Below are 15852 nucleotides of genomic sequence, written 5' to 3'. Positions count from 1 at the left end.
ATTCCCGCGCCCGCTCTCGGCGAAGGACATCCGCAATCGGGTGCGGATTCGATGCCCGTCTGAAACCCGCGGGCGCAGTGGCCTCCGAGGCCTTCTTACCCCATCGCCGGCAACCCCGGAGTCCCCGGAAAATTAATTCTCCTCGATCAGGCGGATGTGCAATTCTTTGAGCTGTTTTGGATCGGCCGGCGAAGGCGCGTCCGCCATCACGTCCAGTGCCTGCTGGTTCTTCGGGAAGGCGATCACCTCGCGGATGTTGGGTTCGTCCGCCAGCACCATCGCCAACCGGTCGATTCCCGGCGCCATGCCGCCGTGGGGAGGAGCGCCGTACTCGAAGGCTTCGAGCAGATGCCCGAACCGATCCTTGATCTCCGCGCCGCTTAACCCGATGCGTTCAAACACCTTTTGCTGGATTTCGCGGCGGTGGATTCGGATCGAACCCGACCCGAGTTCGATGCCGTTGATCACCAGATCGTAGGCGTCCGAAAGCACCGCCCCCGGATCCGAGTCGATCTTGTCCAGATCGGCCTCTTTGGGCATCGTGAACGCATGGTGCTCCGCCTCCCAGCGCTTCTCGTCCTCGTTCCAATGGAACATCGGAAAATCGATCACCCACACCAGGGAGACGGTGCTCGGATCGGCGAGGCGCAATCGCTCCCGGAACAGCAGGCGCAGCGCGCCGAGCACCTTGTTGGCCGTCATCAGCTTGTCGGCCGCTACCAGGATCAGGTCGCCGTCCTTCGCCCCGGCGAGGGCGCGCAGGGCGTCGGCTTCCGCGGCCGAGACGAATTTGGACACGTTGCCTTTGACCCCTTCGCCGGTGTAGGCGACCGTTGCCAGCCCCTTCCCGCCCTGTTCCTGGGCGAAGGCGGTCAGGTCGTCCACTTCCTTGCGGCTGTACGCCGCGCACCCGGGGACAACGATGCATTTAACCACTCCGCCGTTCTTCAGGGCTTCTTGGAACACTTTGAATTCGCTCTTCGCGAACACCGCGCTCGCGTCGAAGAGTTCCATCCCGAAGCGCAGGTCGGGTTTGTCGATCCCGTAGCGGTTCATCGCCTCGTGCCAGGTCAGGCGCGGGAAAGGAATTTCCTGGATTTTCTTCTGCGGGGCGACCGCGGGGATTAATTCGGTGAAGAGGCCTTCGATCAGATCGAGCACGTCGTCGCGGTGGACGAACGACATTTCCAGGTCCAGCTGGGTGAACTCCGGCTGGCGGTCGCCGCGCTGGTCTTCGTCGCGGAAACAGCGGGCGATCTGGAAGTAGCGCTCCACGCCGGCCACCATCAGCAGTTGCTTGAGCTGCTGCGGGCTCTGCGGCAGGGCGTAAAAGCACCCGGGATGGACGCGCGAGGGGACGAGGTAATCGCGCGCGCCCTCGGGGGTGGTCTTGAACAGGATCGGCGTTTCAACTTCGATGAAGCCGCGCGCGTCGAGGTAGTCGCGCATGTACTTGATGATCTTGTGGCGCAGGAGAAGGTTCTTCTGCATCCGCTCGCGGCGCAGGTCCAGATAGCGGTACTTGAGGCGCACGTTCTCGTCGACCGGGAGCTCTTCGTTGATGTTGAAAGGAGGGGTCAGGGCCGGGTTGAGCACCTCGACCGCGCGGCTTTCGACCTCCACTTCGCCGGTGGCGAGGTTTGGATTCTCCATCCCGCTCGGGCGGCGGCGGACGACGCCGCGGATTTGGACGACGAATTCGTTGCGCAGTGTCGCGGCCGTTTCGTGCGCGGCGGGGGCGATCGCCGGATTGGCCGTCGCTTGAACCACCCCCCAGCGGTCGCGAACGTCGAGGAAGATCACCCCGCCGTGGTCCCGCCAACGGTCGACCCAGCCGGCCAGGGTGACTTCCTTGCCGATGTCCGCGGCCCGCAACTCGCCGCAGCGAACAGTCTTGTACATGCCTGCCTCCAAAAACGCGACTTCCGCGGGCCCGACCGACCGCGCGGATGGATGCGGATTATACCGGATGGCCCCCTCCTTCATCCTCCCCCGTTTAGCGTAACGCGCTAAACGGGGGAGGATGAAGGAGGGGGCTCTCCGCGGGCGATGCTCAGGATATCTGACAATAGCCCGTAGGCGGTCGTCCGGGGGCTGGGTTCGGCGCCGCTGATGCTCAGCCCTGGCAGTGCGTCGGATTCCAGGCATAGCATCGTCCCGGTGCCGCGGACGGACGCCAACGGATCGTCCGCGGCGACCTGCTCCGGCCGCACGGATGCCGCCACCCCCGCCGCCGCGCGGGCGGCGCGGCAGACCAATTTATATGGGCGCCCTTCCGACCGGGCGCGCCGGACGGCGGCGGGGTTCAATCCGCCGATTCCCTGCCGGAAGACCTCCTCCGGCCGCATAGGGTACTCCATCCAAACGTTTACCAAAGCCGCCACCTTCAACACCGCGTCCCAGCCCTCGACGTCCGCCATCGGATCGGTCTCGGCGATTCCGACCTTCTGCGCCGCCCCGACCGCCTCTTCGAAATCCATCCCCTCTTCCATCCGGCCGAGCAGGTAATTCGTGGTCGAGTTCAATATCGCGCGGAATCCCAGGATGCGCGCCGACGGCAGCGCCTCCCGCCGCAGCGAAAAAACCGGCGTGCCGTCCATGACGGCGGCCTCGAAAAGGAATCGGCGCCCGGCTTTTTCCGCCAGATCGCGCAATTCGCGGTAGGCGAAGGCCACCGGACCTTTGTTGGCCGTGACGACATGCATCCCGGATTGTAGCGCGGTACGGATGTGGGCGATCGCGGGTTCGCCGCTTGCCCGGTCGGTCGGTGTAAGCTCCACCAGGATGTCCGCCCGCGACGCCCTCAGCGCGGTCTCCAAATCTTTTTCGTCACACGCCTTCTTCCCGATCGGCGCGCCGGAATCCGCGTGTCGGAGCACTTCGCTCAAATCCAATCCCGCGGGATCCATCGCGCAACCGTGCCGGCGGGTGGCGACCGCGGCCGTCGCGAACGACACCCCGTACATATCGCGCAGGATAACGTCCTTTTCCAACAACAGGCGGGCCAACGCGCGGCCGATGGTTCCAAAACCGAGGAAAAAAAGTTTGTAGGTTTTCATGGCGGATCCGGAATAGGCGGGGATTGTACTCGATATCCCACGAAATACCCCATTTATCGCAAAGGACGCGAAGATTTCTGTTTTTATATCCTTTTTTGCGCCTTTTGTGACTCTGCGGTGAAAGGGGGTGGAAATTCAATGGGGCTGGAGGGCCATTCCCAGCAGAAAGTTTTGGCCGCCAGGACAGCGCCCTCCGCCCACGTCACTGCACGGATAGAGCGCCTGCCCATGGGTTTGCAGGTTGGCAGGCATCAGAAATATTGCAGATGCCAGCAGAATGCAAAAAACAAGAACTGACGTTATTGCGCGTTTTGGCATAGGCGAAATGATAATACCAACTGGTTCGGGACTAGCGGACTGGCGGGAGAAGCGCCGCCTAGCTCCTGATAGGTGCGGGTCGTCATCTCCAGGACGTCATCGGGGCAAAACAGCGTCTCTAAGTTAGGAACAGGCAGCGACCTCACCATCTGGACGGGCTTCGACTCCACTGCTCCTCCGTATTGTCCAAGCTCGGCAAGTGTGGCGGTCTGCTCATAGACTGTCGGATCAAAACGCACAGAAATGACGTTCCCTGTATAGGAACTGATGGTCAGGAGCCTCTCCTGCCAGTCCCATGCGACCACCCTGCCGTACGATATATAGCCAATAGTCTCTCCTTTAAAATCATACCGCGCCATAATGCGCGGCGGAAAGAATACGATCTTGTCGCTGTTGCGTAGTACTGTGCGGTACACTGTGCGCGCCCACGCTGCCCGTTGTATCCATGCGGACCGAAGCGTCCTGCCAACCGCCACCCTGATCGTGTCATACGGTTCGCCTGCCGGAACCGGACGGACATATGCCTGAAGCAGGATGTAGAAACCAAGAAGAATGATGAAAACACACGAGCATATGGCAGTAAGAAATTTCATAGTATAGATTAAGTAAATACTACCCCGAACGTCCCGCAAGGCGGGGCGGTTACAGTTAGAGGAAGTTCGGGTCTATGCGGCTCAGCCACACGGGGACATACTGCATGGCATCGGTGATGATATGGTCATCCTCAAATGTGTCCACCTCTTTCTGTTGCTCTGGTGGCCTATCTAACAGCAGCGTATTGAGTGCCGGATTGTCAAACGTCTTGTAAAGTGTTGTTACCAAATAGAAGTCAAGGCCAACGCCACGGCCTTGTTTATACATATTTATTTGATCGAGCATTGCCATTATGTCTCCTTGAATATAATTAGCCTCTTTACTATTCCCACCGACATACGTAGTCACCGATCTTGATTGTTTATCTCCGGGATTACGGATTTCCCAGACGATATAATGATCCTCGCCGACGCGCACATACGCACGGTCTATACACGTTATGCCGTACTTGCAGCGAAAAATAATTGCTGTACGCGAGGATTTGATATCCGTCCGAAACGGATTGAAATCAACCGGCCCGGGTTCTGCCAGGAGCGGATGGTCAATAACGTCCTGTTGTATGGGCCTCAAGCTTTCATGGACTGAAAAATCTTTCGGCCGAACGGCTTCCGTGGCATATATTGGCCTCGGCTCGGCTGTTTCTGTGGGAGCAGGGCCGATGTTCATAAACTTCCCCAAATCCGCGTTATACCATTCTGTGGGCGTATTTTCCCAATTAACGTTTACGAGTATCGGCCAATGAGTAGCCATGTCGGCACCAGGCTCGCTGGCTTTAATCAGTGTAAATTCAAAATACCTATGCCCTTCTATTTCTCCGCCGATCGGGCTATCTACCACCCATCGTGGAATCATGAGGTCCCGGCACAGTTGTCCCGCCTCTTCCCCTGCGGTCAGGCGCGGAACCATGAACTCACCGGTTGCTTTTTTCTGGAGAACAAGAAGCGATCCGTCACCGGCAAATGCGCTCAGGTGAACGTGATATTTCTCAAATAAATCGGCATCCAGCTCTTCTATAGTATCTCCTGAAATCATCTTCTCATATGCCAGATGTGCCTGGAGGTGCCCGAGCATCGATTCGGCAACATTGTCCTTCGTCTCCAGAAAATACTCCCGGTTGGGAACCAAAATGTGGGCGCCAAAATCAATGTCAAGCACTTCTGCGGGGTATACCATTCCTTCCGGAATCCGTGCTTCCGGATTGAGGACTATAGCCGGCGCCGCTTCTTGCATCGGGGTGCCCGATGGCGCAGAAGAAACGTCCATCGTCGGCGCCGGGTCTTCTTCGGCCGGAGCACACCCGCCCAAATATCCCACCGCTACAGCGCCTCCGGCGGCCCGGAGCATAACGCGAAGAAAATCCCGCCGGGTCACCCCGTGAGTCGGCTGTTCCGCCGGTTGATCCGCGCCAGCTTTTCGCAAAGGTGTCATGACATCCAATGGTTTCATTATACCCATTGTCGGACCATTCCCGCGGCGGCGCATAAGAGCAGGGTGGGCTGACGGCACTGTGCAATCCCCGGCCCGTCAGCCCACCTTGTGGTTTTTCTGAAGGACAGATCCTTCAACCGTAAAGAACGCGACCCCCGGCCCGCCCGGTGGGCGTTCCGGGGCGGGCTCAGGATGACTTATTCGGCGATCTCAGGATTACTCCCAGCGGAAGGTTTTCGCCGCCAAGAACACCCCCGCCACCAGAATGCCCGCCAGGACGAGCGCCTCGGTTCCATGGGCGCTCCACGAATCGCCCTTCCACAATCCTTGCATCAGGGTGACGACATGGGTGACCGGAAGGAATTTTCCGACCGTGCGGACGGTATCCGGAAGGAATTCCGTCGGGATGGTCGCTCCGGAGAGGAACATCATCGGAAAGGCGATCACCATCCCCGCCGTCTGGGCGATCCGGGCCGTCGGCGCGAGGCCGGCGATCAGGTATCCGCAAGCCAGGATCGCCAGGGTTCCCAGGCTGAAACCGCCGAGCACGCTTAGGATGTTCCCGTCGAACCGCATGTTGTAGCCGAACCGGCCGACCAGGACAAGCAGGATCACGCCCGCCAGGGTCATCAGGAAGTAGACCGTCACGTCGGAGAGCAGGTACAGCGCCGGCGGAAGGGGCGTCACCCGGAAGCGGCGCAGCACCCCGGCCTCCCGGCTGCTGGAAGTGGCGATCGGAACGCTCATCAAACCCACGCTGATGATGATCAGGCCGATGTAGGCGGGGACCGAGACGTCCACCGTTCCGCGCCCGCCGAACGTGGCGATCGGCTCGTTGCCGTAGATCGACCCGAACAACACCAGCATCATCGGCGCGTAGGCGAGCGTAAAGAACAGCGCGATCGGCTCGCGTAGGAAGAGTTTGATCTGGATCAGGGTCAGTTTGGCCAAAGCGCGCATGGGTCCTCCTTAATCCCGGAGTTCGCGTCCGGTCAGGGCGAGAAAGACGTCGTCGAGCGAGGGCTGTTCGGTTCGCAAGCCGCGGTAGCGGATGCCCTTCGCCGCAAGCAGGTTCACCACTCCGCCCACCAGCGCGTCGCCGCGGCCGTACACGGTGACGCGCTCCCCCGTCCGTTCCGCCCGCGCCGCACCCGGCGCCCGGCACAGATCCTCGGCCGGGAACCAATCGTCGGTTTCGAAGATCACCCGGTTCTCGGCGCCCAGCCCGCGCACCAGGTTTTGCGGCGCATCAAGCGCGATGATCCGCCCATGGTCGAGAATCGCCACCCGGTCGCACAGCCGCTCCGCCTCTTCCATGAAATGCGTCGTCAGGAACACGGTTTTGCCCTTGGCGCGGATGTCGAGCACCAAATCCCACATGGCGCGCCGCGCCTGCGGATCCAACCCGGTGGTCAGCTCGTCCAGAAACACCAATTCCGGATCGTTGAGCAGCGAAAGGGCGATGAACAGCCGCTGGCGCTGGCCTCCGGAAAGCTTCGACACGTACGCGTTGCGCTTCTCCGCCAAACCCATCCGCTCCATCAACAGCTTCCAATCCGCCGGGGGATTGTAGAACGCGCCGAAAAGATCCAGCGCCTCCCAGACCTTCAACCGCGGGGGGAGGGCGGCGGTTTGCAGTTGCACGCCGGTCCGTTTGCGGAGCGCCTTCTCGTCGGCCCGCGGATCCATCCCCAGAACCCGCAGCGATCCCCCGTCCGGCCGGCGCAAACCCTCGCAGCATTCGATTGTGGTGGTCTTGCCCGCTCCGTTGGGGCCGACCATGCCGAAGATTTCACCGGCGCGGACTTCGAACGTGACCCCGTCCACCGCCGCAACCGGCCCATACCGTTTCACCAATTCTTTGGCTTGGATGACATCCATGGAAACCTCCCGCCTTCCCGGCCGACCCGGGGGAATCACCTGCTCGCTCCAGTATATTTTTACTCCTGGGGCGGAAACAGGGAAACAGAGGGGCGATAGGGGTTCAAAACCGGGCCGGCGGCGGGACGCGGACGCGGAACGTCGGTCTGCGGAGCCGCCCGGTAACGCAAGGGGCGGAAATTACGGGAACGTCACTTTCGTCCACGTCAGCGGATTGACTTGAATTCCCCCGACCCAAATCTCCCAATGAAGGTGGGGGCCTGCCGCTCGTCCCGTATGCCCGATCAGGCCGATTTCCTGGCCGGGTTGAACCATCTCGCCCACTTGCACTTTGATCGTTTGCTGATGGCAGAAACGGGAATACACGCCCCAACCGTGGTCGAGGATCGTCGTGTTCCCGCAGATGGTCAGCGGCCCGGTGAAGATCACCCGGCCGGCGGCCGGCGCGTAGAACGGATCCTTTTCCAGGGCGGCGTAGTCCACGCCGGTGTGAAAGTAGTAATAGGCGCCGTTGTTGTAGCTGCGCCGGTTGCCGTACAGCGACGTGATCCCTTTGTTGGCGGGCGCGAGGAACAAATCGTCCCAATACCGCTCCTGGGTAAATGGGGCGACCATCGATCGGACCTGCTCGGATTCCGAATCGATCGTTGCCGGATCGAGCGTTTCGGGCGGGACTTTAAGATCGGGCTCGGTCGGGTAATTTCCGCTGATCACCAGCACGTCCTGTTGGAAGGCGGCGGTGCGGCCGTCGGCCAGCGCGACCGTCAGCGTGAACGGGTAGGTTTGCGGTTTGGCCTGGCCGTGGATGCCCTGCAGGCTCACCCATTGCCCATTCCAGTCTTGGAAGTGCAGCGTGTATTCTCCAAGGGTTCCTTCCACCTGCGCTTCTTGGGAAAGCGAAAGGATGACTTCGCCGGTTTCCCCCTGGACCAGCGGCAGGGATTTGAATTGAATGTCCTCCACGGGAGCCGGCCACGCCCGCAACGGCTGATCCCCTCCGACGACGAGCAGATTCTGCCCGGAAAACTGGCCCGCCGGGGAGGAAACGCCGTTCCAAGCGGCCAGTTCCCACGGATTCGCCCCCTCGGCGGCGGCCGCCGCGAGCAACGGAGTCCCCGCCGCGAGCGTGACGGTCTTTCCGTTTTCCCGGCGGATCAACTCCGGGGATCCTTCCTCGGGAGCGACGACGATCAGAGTCTGCCCGGCATACAACCGCTGAGGGTTGACCAGGCGGTTCAGCCGTAACAGGATGTCGGCGGGGATTCCGGTGCTGAGCGAAAGGGTCGCCAGCGTCTCGCCCAATTCCACCGTCCGGGTCGAAAGGATCCCTTGAATTCCCTCGTATCCGGGGATAACCATCCGGTCGCCGGGGTTGATGATATGGTTCTCCCCGAATCCATTGGCGGCGAGCAGATCGGGGATGGTCACCTTAAACGTGTCGGCGATCGCCCAATACGAATCTCCCTCCTGGACGATGTAAACCGGACCGTCGACCTGGGCCCGTACGGCAGGCGTCCGCGGCCAAAGGGCAAGAATCAAAATCAGGCTAAGAAAGAGGATCCGCTTCATACATCTCCACACGGCCGCCACGAGGCAAGACATCCAAAGCGCGCGGGTGCAATTCCAGCACGTAGCAGGCCGGAACGGCCGAAGCATAGAACGGCCGCCAGGGCATGGCGCGCACGCGGTCGACCACCGTTCCCCGCTCGTCCAGCCAGAAAACCCCCAGGGGGAACGGGACAAAGAACATATGGATCACAGTTTCCGTCCGCGAAGGGCGGGAATACACCAGCAAGGCGCCTTCGGTTTCCGCCAGGCGCCTGCGGAACATCAGTCCGAGCAGCTTGGCGCCGAATCCGCGGCAGATTTTCACCCGCCGGGCGAGCCGCCTGCCTTGCGGCGCCAGCCGCACGGCCGCTGTCCGTCCGCACGAACGCGTCAGCTCCGCTTCGCGCATCATCCCTCAATTAAAACGCGCCGGAGACGGCGCGCTGGCGGTTTCCATATAGGCTTGCGGGATCATCCGGCCGGCGGCCTGCCGGTGAACCTTGCCGCCAGCACCCGCTCCACGCTCTCCACCAAATCCTGCGGGGTGAAGGGTTTGGAGACGTAATCGTTCACCCGGGCGACATGCAACCCCAATACCCGGTCGATGCTCTGGGCCCGGGCGGTGACCACAATCACCGGGACATTGGCCAGAGTGTCGTCCGCCCGAATGCGGTGGAACACCTCCCAGCCGTCCATGTCCGGCATCATCAGGTCAAGCAGAATCAGATCCGGCTTCCACGAGCGCGCCTTCGCCAGCCCCGCCTCGCCGCCGATGGCGCCTTCGACTTCATACCCCTTGCGTCCGAGAATCAGACGGATCAGGTCCAGGATTTCTTTTTCGTCGTCGATGCTCAGCACGCGGACAACGGGCATCCATCCTCCTGCGACGGTCTCGGCGGCCTCCCGGCAATCATCGCGAGTAGTCTACCACCTCACGGTCAGAATGCAAAGAAGGCGGATGGCCTCCTGCGCGATGACGCGCATGCGCGCGGCGAATCCCCAACCGGATCGGGCCCGGCCTTGCGCGGAATCGGCCGATTCCCGCCGGCAATACCCCGCCGCGGCGGATCGGCCGGCGGAACGGCCGCCGGCTACCGGGGGCGGCAAAGCAAGGGCATACCATCGTTTTGCAGGATCTCCTTCGGGTATAATCCCGGCATGGCGAGGATCTTCCCGTTTGCATCGCGCTCGACCGAATTGCCGATTCGGCGATTCCACCGCGGGGGGTTATTCAAGCCCCGCGGCCGAGCAGACTTCCGTTCGGCCGCCGCCGCGGCGCTGATCTGCGGCGGATTGTGGGCTTGCGGGTCGCCGCCCGCGGCCGTTCCCGCCTCCACCGCCAGTCCGACGCCCTTTCTTCCGTCCCCGTCCGCCACCTCCGTGCCATCCGCCACCGCCACGGCTTCCGCCACCGCATCGCCGACCCCCACTCCGGAGCCGATCGCGGAGCGGATTCCCGTCATTGAATACCACCACACAACCTTCCGCCTCAGCGACGAGGTGATGATGCAGACCGAATGGTTCCGTTCGCAGATGGACTGGCTGTCGGATAACGGATACCGCACCATCACCGCCGAGCAGTTGGCGTCCTTCCTCGACGGCAGCGGCGTCCCGGCGAAATCCGTCGTCCTGACCTTCGACATCGGCACCGCCCATCGCGACGACTACGAGGAAAACATCCTTCCCCTGTTCCGCCAATACGGCTTCCACGCGCTTTTCTTCGTCCTCACCAACGCCATCGGCGAGGAATGCGGCGGGGAAAATAAAGTCTGCTGGCAGGATCTAAAGGATTGGTCCGCGGAAGGATTGGTCTCGGTGGAATCGCACGGGGTGTACCATCCCGACTACGCCCAGTTGTCCGCCGCGGAGCAGCGCTGGGATTCGGAAACCTCGCGGCAGATCATCGCCGAAAAAACCGGCCGCGCGCCGGTCGGCTTTGCCTACCCCTTCGACTCGTCCGACGAGAGCGCCAGGAAGGTCGTCGAAGCCGCGGGGTACCGCTTCGCCCTTTCCGGCAACACCCGCGACGACCGTTCCGTTCACCGCTCGGATCCCGACCGGTACAACCTCCCCCGCGTGTACCCCTACTCCAATCCGCAGATCTATCCGGCGGTCTACGCGGCCTACGGAAAAACTTTTGGGGAAGTCATATCCGACAACAGCGAAACCGCGTCCTCCGCTTCTTCCGCGCCATCGCCGACGGTCTCCGTCAGCCCGACCCGGACCACAGCCTCCGCGGACGAATATTTCGCCGCCTGCGCCGCCGTCGACCAAATCGCAAATCCCGCCCAGCGGTCGTCCGCCCTGAACCGGCTCTCCTTTCCGCTGGACCTCACCGCCGAAGCCCAAGCGGAACTGTCGAGTCCGGTGGTCCTCAAGCCATCCTGCAACATCGCCCGGGGAAACCTCCCGCGCGGAGTCGTGCTTCACATTACGCGCGGCACGTTGACGGCATCCCTGAGCCAGTTTCAACAGCCGGGTTCCACCAGCGCGCATTACGTCATCGATCGCAACGGCCAGGTCTACCAGCTCGTCCCCGAATCGCTGGGCGCGTTCCACGCTTCCTGCGGCGGGAGCCGCTCGGTGTGCATTGCTTCCTGTCCGCTGTGCGAGAATCCGGACGGAACCTTCCGCGAGCCGTACCTGCAATCGGTCGGGATCGAACTGGTCAACGACGGCCAGCTTCCTCATCCGGAGACGTACGCCGGATTGATCTACGAGGACTACCTGATGGCGTTCGGATACCGCTATTGGGAGGATTTTCCCGACGCGCAGCTTAAGGCGATGGTCACCCTGGTAAACGACATCCGCGCACGCTGGGGAATTCCGCTCGAACTCGTCGTCGGCCACTACCGGATCAACAATAAAACCGATCCCGGACCGGCGCTGAACATTTCTTGGCGTCGGGTGGGAAATCCGGCCCGGGAACCGATTTTTTCAGAATAGCTAGTAACATCTTTACAGCCTCCCCCCTCATCCGTCTTCCCTCGCCTTCCCTCGCCTTCCCTCGCTCTCCCTCGCTCTCCCTCGCTCCGCTCGGGACAGGCGCTCGGGACAGGCGCTCGGGACGGGCTTTCGGGGCAGAGGTTCAGGCGCTTTTACCGGAATTGCGCCGGGACCGGCTTCCCAGCCCCAAACCAGCGGAGAATTTTTTTCATTCACAACCATCAATCTTGAGAGATGGGCTGGGAGAAGGGATCCCGGAACGCTTGTCCCAAGTGAAGCGAGGGACAGGAACGGGAGTATGAGAGGAGAATGAAATGAAAAAAGGTTTTCTTCGAGTCCCGGCGTCTTCGCGCCAGAAAACGCTAATCGATTTCGCGGATCAACTGAAACGCTTCGGCGGCCGGCACGCCCACGGTGCTGCCGCGCAAGCGGGCAAGGGCTTCCACGGCCTGCAGAGACCGGGGATGCGGGAATTCCTTCAACTGGCTGCGATAGGCCGCCAGAGCCTGTTTCTTCCGTTCCAAGAAATCCGAAATCTCCAGGAACACCGAGGGCAGGAAGGCGTCCTCGGCAACCGGTGCGGTCCACTCCGTCTCCGACAGAGTCTCATAGCTCAGCAGGCGCCGCACGATGCGCCCGCCGATCGGACGCGCCGCGACCAGCGCGGCCTGGAACACGGCGCGATGGTCCGAGTGCAGGTCCCCGCGATGGGGGATGAAGGTTGCAGCCGGCCGGAGTTCCGCGATCTTCTTCGCCATGGCGTCCGCCAACTCGTGGGTCGGCACCAGGTCCAGCTTGGGCGCGGGGAAATCCAGGAAATGCACGGTCGATACGCCGAGGATCGCTTGCGCGGCGTCCAGCTCCTTGCGCAAAGTTTTCACCTGCTGGTCGTCGTAGAGGTCCGAGGATCCGCGCGTGACCACCAGCACGTCCACCTTGTCGCCGCGGGAGGCGTGGCGGGCGATCGTCCCGCCGCAGCCGAGCACTTCGTCGTCCGGATGGGTGGCGATGACCAGGATGTTCATGAGTCCTTCCGATTCGGAGCGTTTTCCAGCGCCCGGAGCCGCTCCTCGAGCTCCTGCACCCGCTTCCGCAGGGCGGGGATCTCGGATTCCGGGTCTCCGCCCAGCCGGGTCCCGATCCGCAGTTTGGGATTCGGCTCACGCCCGTCCGCGGGGTCGAACTCCGTTTCCGTCAGCCACAGCAGTCCGTTTCCGGTCTGGACCAGCCATCCCTTTGACTTCTCGCGGTGCACGATGCGGCCGACCACCCCGCGGTAAGGCAGTTCCGTCTCCGGCTCCGCTTTCCACACCACAAGCCTGCGCCCCTCGACGAAGGTGAACGCGCCCGGGTACGGCCGCGAGGCCGCCCGGACCAGGGCATGGATTTTTTTGGCCGGCCACTCCCAGTGGATGACCCCGTCCTCCGGAGTCCGCTTTCCGGTGTAGGAGGCATTGGCTTCCTCCTGCGGCGCGGCCTTCCATTCGCCGCGCTTCAAAGCCGGAAGCCAGCGTTCCAAGGCGGCGTCCAGGGCCGCCTCGAGTTTGCGGGTCACGTCGGCGGAATAATCCGATCCGTCAACCGCGAACGGCTCCTGGACCAGGATCGGTCCGGCGTCGGCGCGCTCGTCCATCTGGAAGAAAGTCGCCGCGCCGCTCCGCCCCTCAAGGACCATCCACGCCACCGGAGCCCGGCCGCGGGCTTCGGGAAGCCGAGTGGGATGAAAGCCGACGCATCCGAGCCGCGGGATCGCCAGCAGGTCCTTCTTCACCATCTGCGAAAGTCCGACGATGAAGAACACGTCCGGCGCCCACCGGCGCACCCGCTCCGCCGTTTCCGGCGCGTTCAAGTCCTTAAAATCCGCGTAGGGGATCCCGGCCTCCGCGGCGGCCGAATCCATCCGCACGTATCCGCTCACTCCGGCCGAGGCGGCGGGCGCCAGGCCGAGGATACCAACCACCCGCAGGCGGTGGCGGACGAGGGCCCGCAGCGTGAGCAGCGAGCTGTTGACGCTTCCGGCCAGGACGACCGTCGGCTCACGGGATTCGGCCATCAGGCTTCCCGGGGCTTCTTCGATTGCGGATGTTCGAGAAATTTTTCTTCGCCGAGAAACATCACCGCGATTGTACGCCAGATGATCCACAAATCAAGTCCGAGCGAGCAGCGGTCCACGTACTCCGCGTCGTACTTCCATCGTTCCGGCCAGGAAAGATAAATGTTCCCGCGCACCTGCGCCAATCCGGACATTCCGGGTTTCACCCACAGCCGCTTGCGGCCGTTCTCGTCGTATTCGGCCAACTGGCGGGGCAGGGCCGGCCGCGGACCGACCCATGACATTTCCCCCCGCAGAACGTTGAAGAGTTGGACCAGTTCGTCGAGCTTGTAGCGCCGGAGAAAGGCGCCCACCCGCGTCAATTCCGGATCGCCGGGATGGATCTCGCGGTTCGGAATCCGCGGCGCGTGAACCATCGTGCGGAATTTGTAGGCGTTGAAAATTTTTCCCTTGCAGCCCAGGCGCTCCTGGATGTAGAGCACCGGCCCGGGCGATTCCAGCCGGATGGCCAGCGCCGCGATCAGGAAGAAGGGGCCCAGGAGGATCAGCGCGGCGAGCGAAAGCAGAAGATCCAATCCGCGCTTTCCGCAGCGCCGGTAAAACCCGCCGGGACGGGAAAAGTCCGCCATCGGCTCCTTATTGGCCTCCGCTTCCGTTTTCTTCTTTGTCCGCCTCCGGAGCGCTTCGGCCGCGGTATTCGCGCAAGGCCTCCAACGCCTCCTCCCGATAACGCGCCGGCACCAATATCTGCGCTTCCCCCAGGCCGTCCACCGTTATCCCGATCACGTACCCGGCGGCTTCCTGGGAGACTTCGCACGGGATCCCGCGCGCGCGGAGATAGCTTTGCACGATCTCCGCCTCCTGCCTGCCGAACGCGCTGTCGACGATTACGAATTGGTCTGCCATCGGGTGCATCCTCCCGCGTCCGAATCCGGACGCCGCCGCCGGTTCACCAATCCCCATCGGAGTAGAATGGTTTCGCGACCGCCCGGGTTCCCTCCCGGACCCGTTCGGCCTCCTCCGGCGTGAGGATCCGCCTCCAGACGGATACGGTCTTGCGACTCTCGCGCCGGATATCCGTCGGCCGCCCCCCCGAGAGCGGTCCGGCGTCGGGGCGCTCGGAATACTTGCGGATTCCGGCTTCCGCCGCGGCGTTCCAGGTCAGTCGGCAATGCCGGTACAGCGCCGGAAATTCCCGGAGCGGCTCGGCCGCGAGGTCTTCGTGCCGAACGAACAGCCAATCTGGATGCTCGGTGCGGTAGCGGGACACCGCCGAGTACATGCCGTTCCACATCAGAACCGCCTGGTCGACCAGATCCTTCTTTCCGGCGACGTAGCGGCGGATCGGTTCGGCGAACGCCGCCAAGTCGCCGCCCATCAGCCGCTCCTGCTCCAGCCAATTCGAAAATTTGAACCACCACTCGAGCCGCTTGACGCTGGCCGCGAATGCCGCCGGATGGCGGATGAGGACGACGACCCGCATGCCGAACCGCCGGGCCAGCCACTCCGCGCTGAACAAGGCAATCGGGTCCTTGAGCAGCGGCCGCCGGCGCCGCAGGCGGGCGGCCAGGCTGAGCGCCCAATCCCTTGCCGCCCGGCCGAAGTGGGCCGCAGTCCGCGATTGGGCCAGCGCCGGCAGGAGCGGGTAGCGCATCTCGACGACGTTGCGCAACAGCCGCGCGTACTCCGCATCCGCGTCCGCGATGGAATAAAACCAATGCGGGAAGGGCTTCGGCACCCAGGTCGGTCCGCTCTGGCGGACGTTGTTGAAAGGCTCGTGGATGTAGAACGCTTCGCCGCCGGCGCAGAGCATCCTGCCCACCCAAGTGGTTCCCGAGCGGTGCGCCCCGGTCACCAAAATCGGGTCCGTCATTTCGGATCGTCCGGTCCCATGGTCGTGGAATCCGCCCTCCCATATTTGCCAAACCGCTTAAAAAAGCCGGGCGAGCCCGCCCCGGTGCGGGTCAAGCCGATGCTGCGCCCCGAAAAACCGCCCAAGACGCTTTTCCAGCGCAATTCCCGTTT

Annotated in this window: 15 protein-coding genes; 1 reads left to right on the top strand and 14 read right to left on the bottom strand. The window is 62.7% G+C overall.

What is annotated here, in order from left to right; genetic code table 11:
* Positions 1–132: 132 nt before the first annotated feature.
* From aspS to JW929_16360, 9 genes are all read right to left on the bottom strand, one after another.
* Positions 133–1902, bottom strand: a complete 1770-nt coding sequence (gene aspS, locus JW929_16400; protein ID MBN1440988.1) for an aspartate--tRNA ligase — start codon at positions 1900–1902, stop codon at positions 133–135.
* Positions 1903–2009: 107 nt separating this feature from the next.
* Positions 2010–3059 (bottom strand): homoserine dehydrogenase, encoded by a 1050-nt coding sequence (locus JW929_16395; GenBank protein MBN1440987.1) that lies wholly within the window; start codon positions 3057–3059, stop codon positions 2010–2012.
* Positions 3060–4025: 966 nt separating this feature from the next.
* Positions 4026–5426, bottom strand: a complete 1401-nt coding sequence (locus JW929_16390) for a hypothetical protein (protein ID MBN1440986.1) — start codon at positions 5424–5426, stop codon at positions 4026–4028.
* A 189-nt stretch (positions 5427–5615) separates the two neighbouring features.
* Positions 5616–6359 (bottom strand): ABC transporter permease, encoded by a 744-nt coding sequence (locus JW929_16385; protein MBN1440985.1) that lies wholly within the window; start codon positions 6357–6359, stop codon positions 5616–5618.
* 9 nt (positions 6360–6368) lie between these two features.
* The gene (locus JW929_16380) at positions 6369–7280 is read right to left on the bottom strand and encodes an ABC transporter ATP-binding protein (GenBank protein MBN1440984.1); all 912 of its coding nucleotides are present in this window, start codon (positions 7278–7280) and stop codon (positions 6369–6371) included.
* A gap of 180 nt (positions 7281–7460) precedes the next feature.
* Complete coding sequence (locus tag JW929_16375; protein ID MBN1440983.1) at positions 7461–8849, bottom strand: peptidoglycan DD-metalloendopeptidase family protein; 1389 nt, start codon at positions 8847–8849, stop codon at positions 7461–7463.
* Positions 8827–9237, bottom strand: a complete 411-nt coding sequence (locus JW929_16370) for a DUF192 domain-containing protein (protein ID MBN1440982.1) — start codon at positions 9235–9237, stop codon at positions 8827–8829. Before JW929_16370 ends, JW929_16375 begins: the two co-directional genes overlap by 23 nt.
* 62 nt (positions 9238–9299) lie before the next feature.
* Positions 9300–9701: a response regulator gene (locus tag JW929_16365; protein ID MBN1440981.1), complete on the bottom strand. Its 402-nt coding sequence runs from the start codon at positions 9699–9701 to the stop codon at positions 9300–9302.
* Between the two features lie 218 nt (positions 9702–9919).
* Positions 9920–10291, bottom strand: coding sequence for a hypothetical protein (locus tag JW929_16360; protein MBN1440980.1), 372 nt, complete (start codon positions 10289–10291; stop codon positions 9920–9922).
* 43 nt (positions 10292–10334) lie between these two features.
* Between JW929_16360 and JW929_16355 the strand changes: the two genes are divergently transcribed.
* Complete coding sequence (locus JW929_16355) at positions 10335–11774, top strand: polysaccharide deacetylase family protein (protein MBN1440979.1); 1440 nt, start codon at positions 10335–10337, stop codon at positions 11772–11774.
* Positions 11775–12136: 362 nt separating this feature from the next.
* Here JW929_16355 and JW929_16350 read toward each other — a convergent pair whose 3' ends face one another.
* From JW929_16350 to JW929_16330, 5 genes are read right to left on the bottom strand one after another with little or no spacing between them, the layout of a single operon-like run.
* Positions 12137–12799 carry a PIG-L family deacetylase gene (locus JW929_16350; protein MBN1440978.1) on the bottom strand — a complete coding sequence of 221 codons (663 nt, stop codon included), beginning with the start codon at positions 12797–12799 and terminating at the stop codon, positions 12137–12139.
* Positions 12796–13827 carry a methionyl-tRNA formyltransferase gene (locus JW929_16345; protein MBN1440977.1) on the bottom strand — a complete coding sequence of 344 codons (1032 nt, stop codon included), beginning with the start codon at positions 13825–13827 and terminating at the stop codon, positions 12796–12798. The genes JW929_16350 and JW929_16345 overlap by 4 nt, the downstream gene beginning before the upstream one ends.
* Complete coding sequence (locus tag JW929_16340) at positions 13827–14456, bottom strand: sugar transferase (GenBank protein MBN1440976.1); 630 nt, start codon at positions 14454–14456, stop codon at positions 13827–13829. Before JW929_16340 ends, JW929_16345 begins: the two co-directional genes overlap by 1 nt.
* Positions 14457–14463: 7 nt before the next feature.
* Positions 14464–14733, bottom strand: a complete 270-nt coding sequence (locus JW929_16335) for a DUF2007 domain-containing protein (protein ID MBN1440975.1) — start codon at positions 14731–14733, stop codon at positions 14464–14466.
* A 43-nt stretch (positions 14734–14776) separates the two neighbouring features.
* Positions 14777–15700: a sulfotransferase gene (locus tag JW929_16330; protein MBN1440974.1), complete on the bottom strand. Its 924-nt coding sequence runs from the start codon at positions 15698–15700 to the stop codon at positions 14777–14779.
* Between the last annotated feature and the right edge of the window lie 152 nt (positions 15701–15852).

This window comes from Anaerolineales bacterium, from assembly GCA_016928575.1.
GTDB lineage: Bacteria > Chloroflexota > Anaerolineae > Anaerolineales > RBG-16-64-43 > JAFGKK01.
Note: the sequence above shows the minus strand (reverse complement) of the source record. Positions and strands in the feature narration are given on the sequence as shown.

Bases quoted from the DNA above. Each gene is read 5' to 3' on its own strand.
- JW929_16355 (MBN1440979.1), top strand. From the start codon at position 10,335: ATGCAGACCGAATGGTTCCGTTCGCAGATGGACTGGCTGTCGGATAAC.
- JW929_16365 (MBN1440981.1), bottom strand. From the start codon at position 9,701: ATGCCCGTTGTCCGCGTGCTGAGCATCGACGACGAAAAAGAAATCCTG.
- JW929_16385 (MBN1440985.1), bottom strand. From the start codon at position 6,359: ATGCGCGCTTTGGCCAAACTGACCCTGATCCAGATCAAACTCTTCCTA.
- JW929_16350 (MBN1440978.1), bottom strand. From the start codon at position 12,799: ATGAACATCCTGGTCATCGCCACCCATCCGGACGACGAAGTGCTCGGC.
- JW929_16335 (MBN1440975.1), bottom strand. From the start codon at position 14,733: ATGGCAGACCAATTCGTAATCGTCGACAGCGCGTTCGGCAGGCAGGAG.
- JW929_16370 (MBN1440982.1), bottom strand. From the start codon at position 9,237: ATGCGCGAAGCGGAGCTGACGCGTTCGTGCGGACGGACAGCGGCCGTG.
- JW929_16390 (MBN1440986.1), bottom strand. From the start codon at position 5,426: ATGGGTATAATGAAACCATTGGATGTCATGACACCTTTGCGAAAAGCT.
- JW929_16340 (MBN1440976.1), bottom strand. From the start codon at position 14,456: ATGGCGGACTTTTCCCGTCCCGGCGGGTTTTACCGGCGCTGCGGAAAG.
- JW929_16360 (MBN1440980.1), bottom strand. From the start codon at position 10,291: ATGACGGGAATCCGCTCCGCGATCGGCTCCGGAGTGGGGGTCGGCGAT.
- aspS (MBN1440988.1), bottom strand. From the start codon at position 1,902: ATGTACAAGACTGTTCGCTGCGGCGAGTTGCGGGCCGCGGACATCGGC.
- JW929_16395 (MBN1440987.1), bottom strand. From the start codon at position 3,059: ATGAAAACCTACAAACTTTTTTTCCTCGGTTTTGGAACCATCGGCCGC.
- JW929_16330 (MBN1440974.1), bottom strand. From the start codon at position 15,700: ATGACGGACCCGATTTTGGTGACCGGGGCGCACCGCTCGGGAACCACT.
- JW929_16380 (MBN1440984.1), bottom strand. From the start codon at position 7,280: ATGGATGTCATCCAAGCCAAAGAATTGGTGAAACGGTATGGGCCGGTT.
- JW929_16345 (MBN1440977.1), bottom strand. From the start codon at position 13,827: ATGGCCGAATCCCGTGAGCCGACGGTCGTCCTGGCCGGAAGCGTCAAC.
- JW929_16375 (MBN1440983.1), bottom strand. From the start codon at position 8,849: ATGAAGCGGATCCTCTTTCTTAGCCTGATTTTGATTCTTGCCCTTTGG.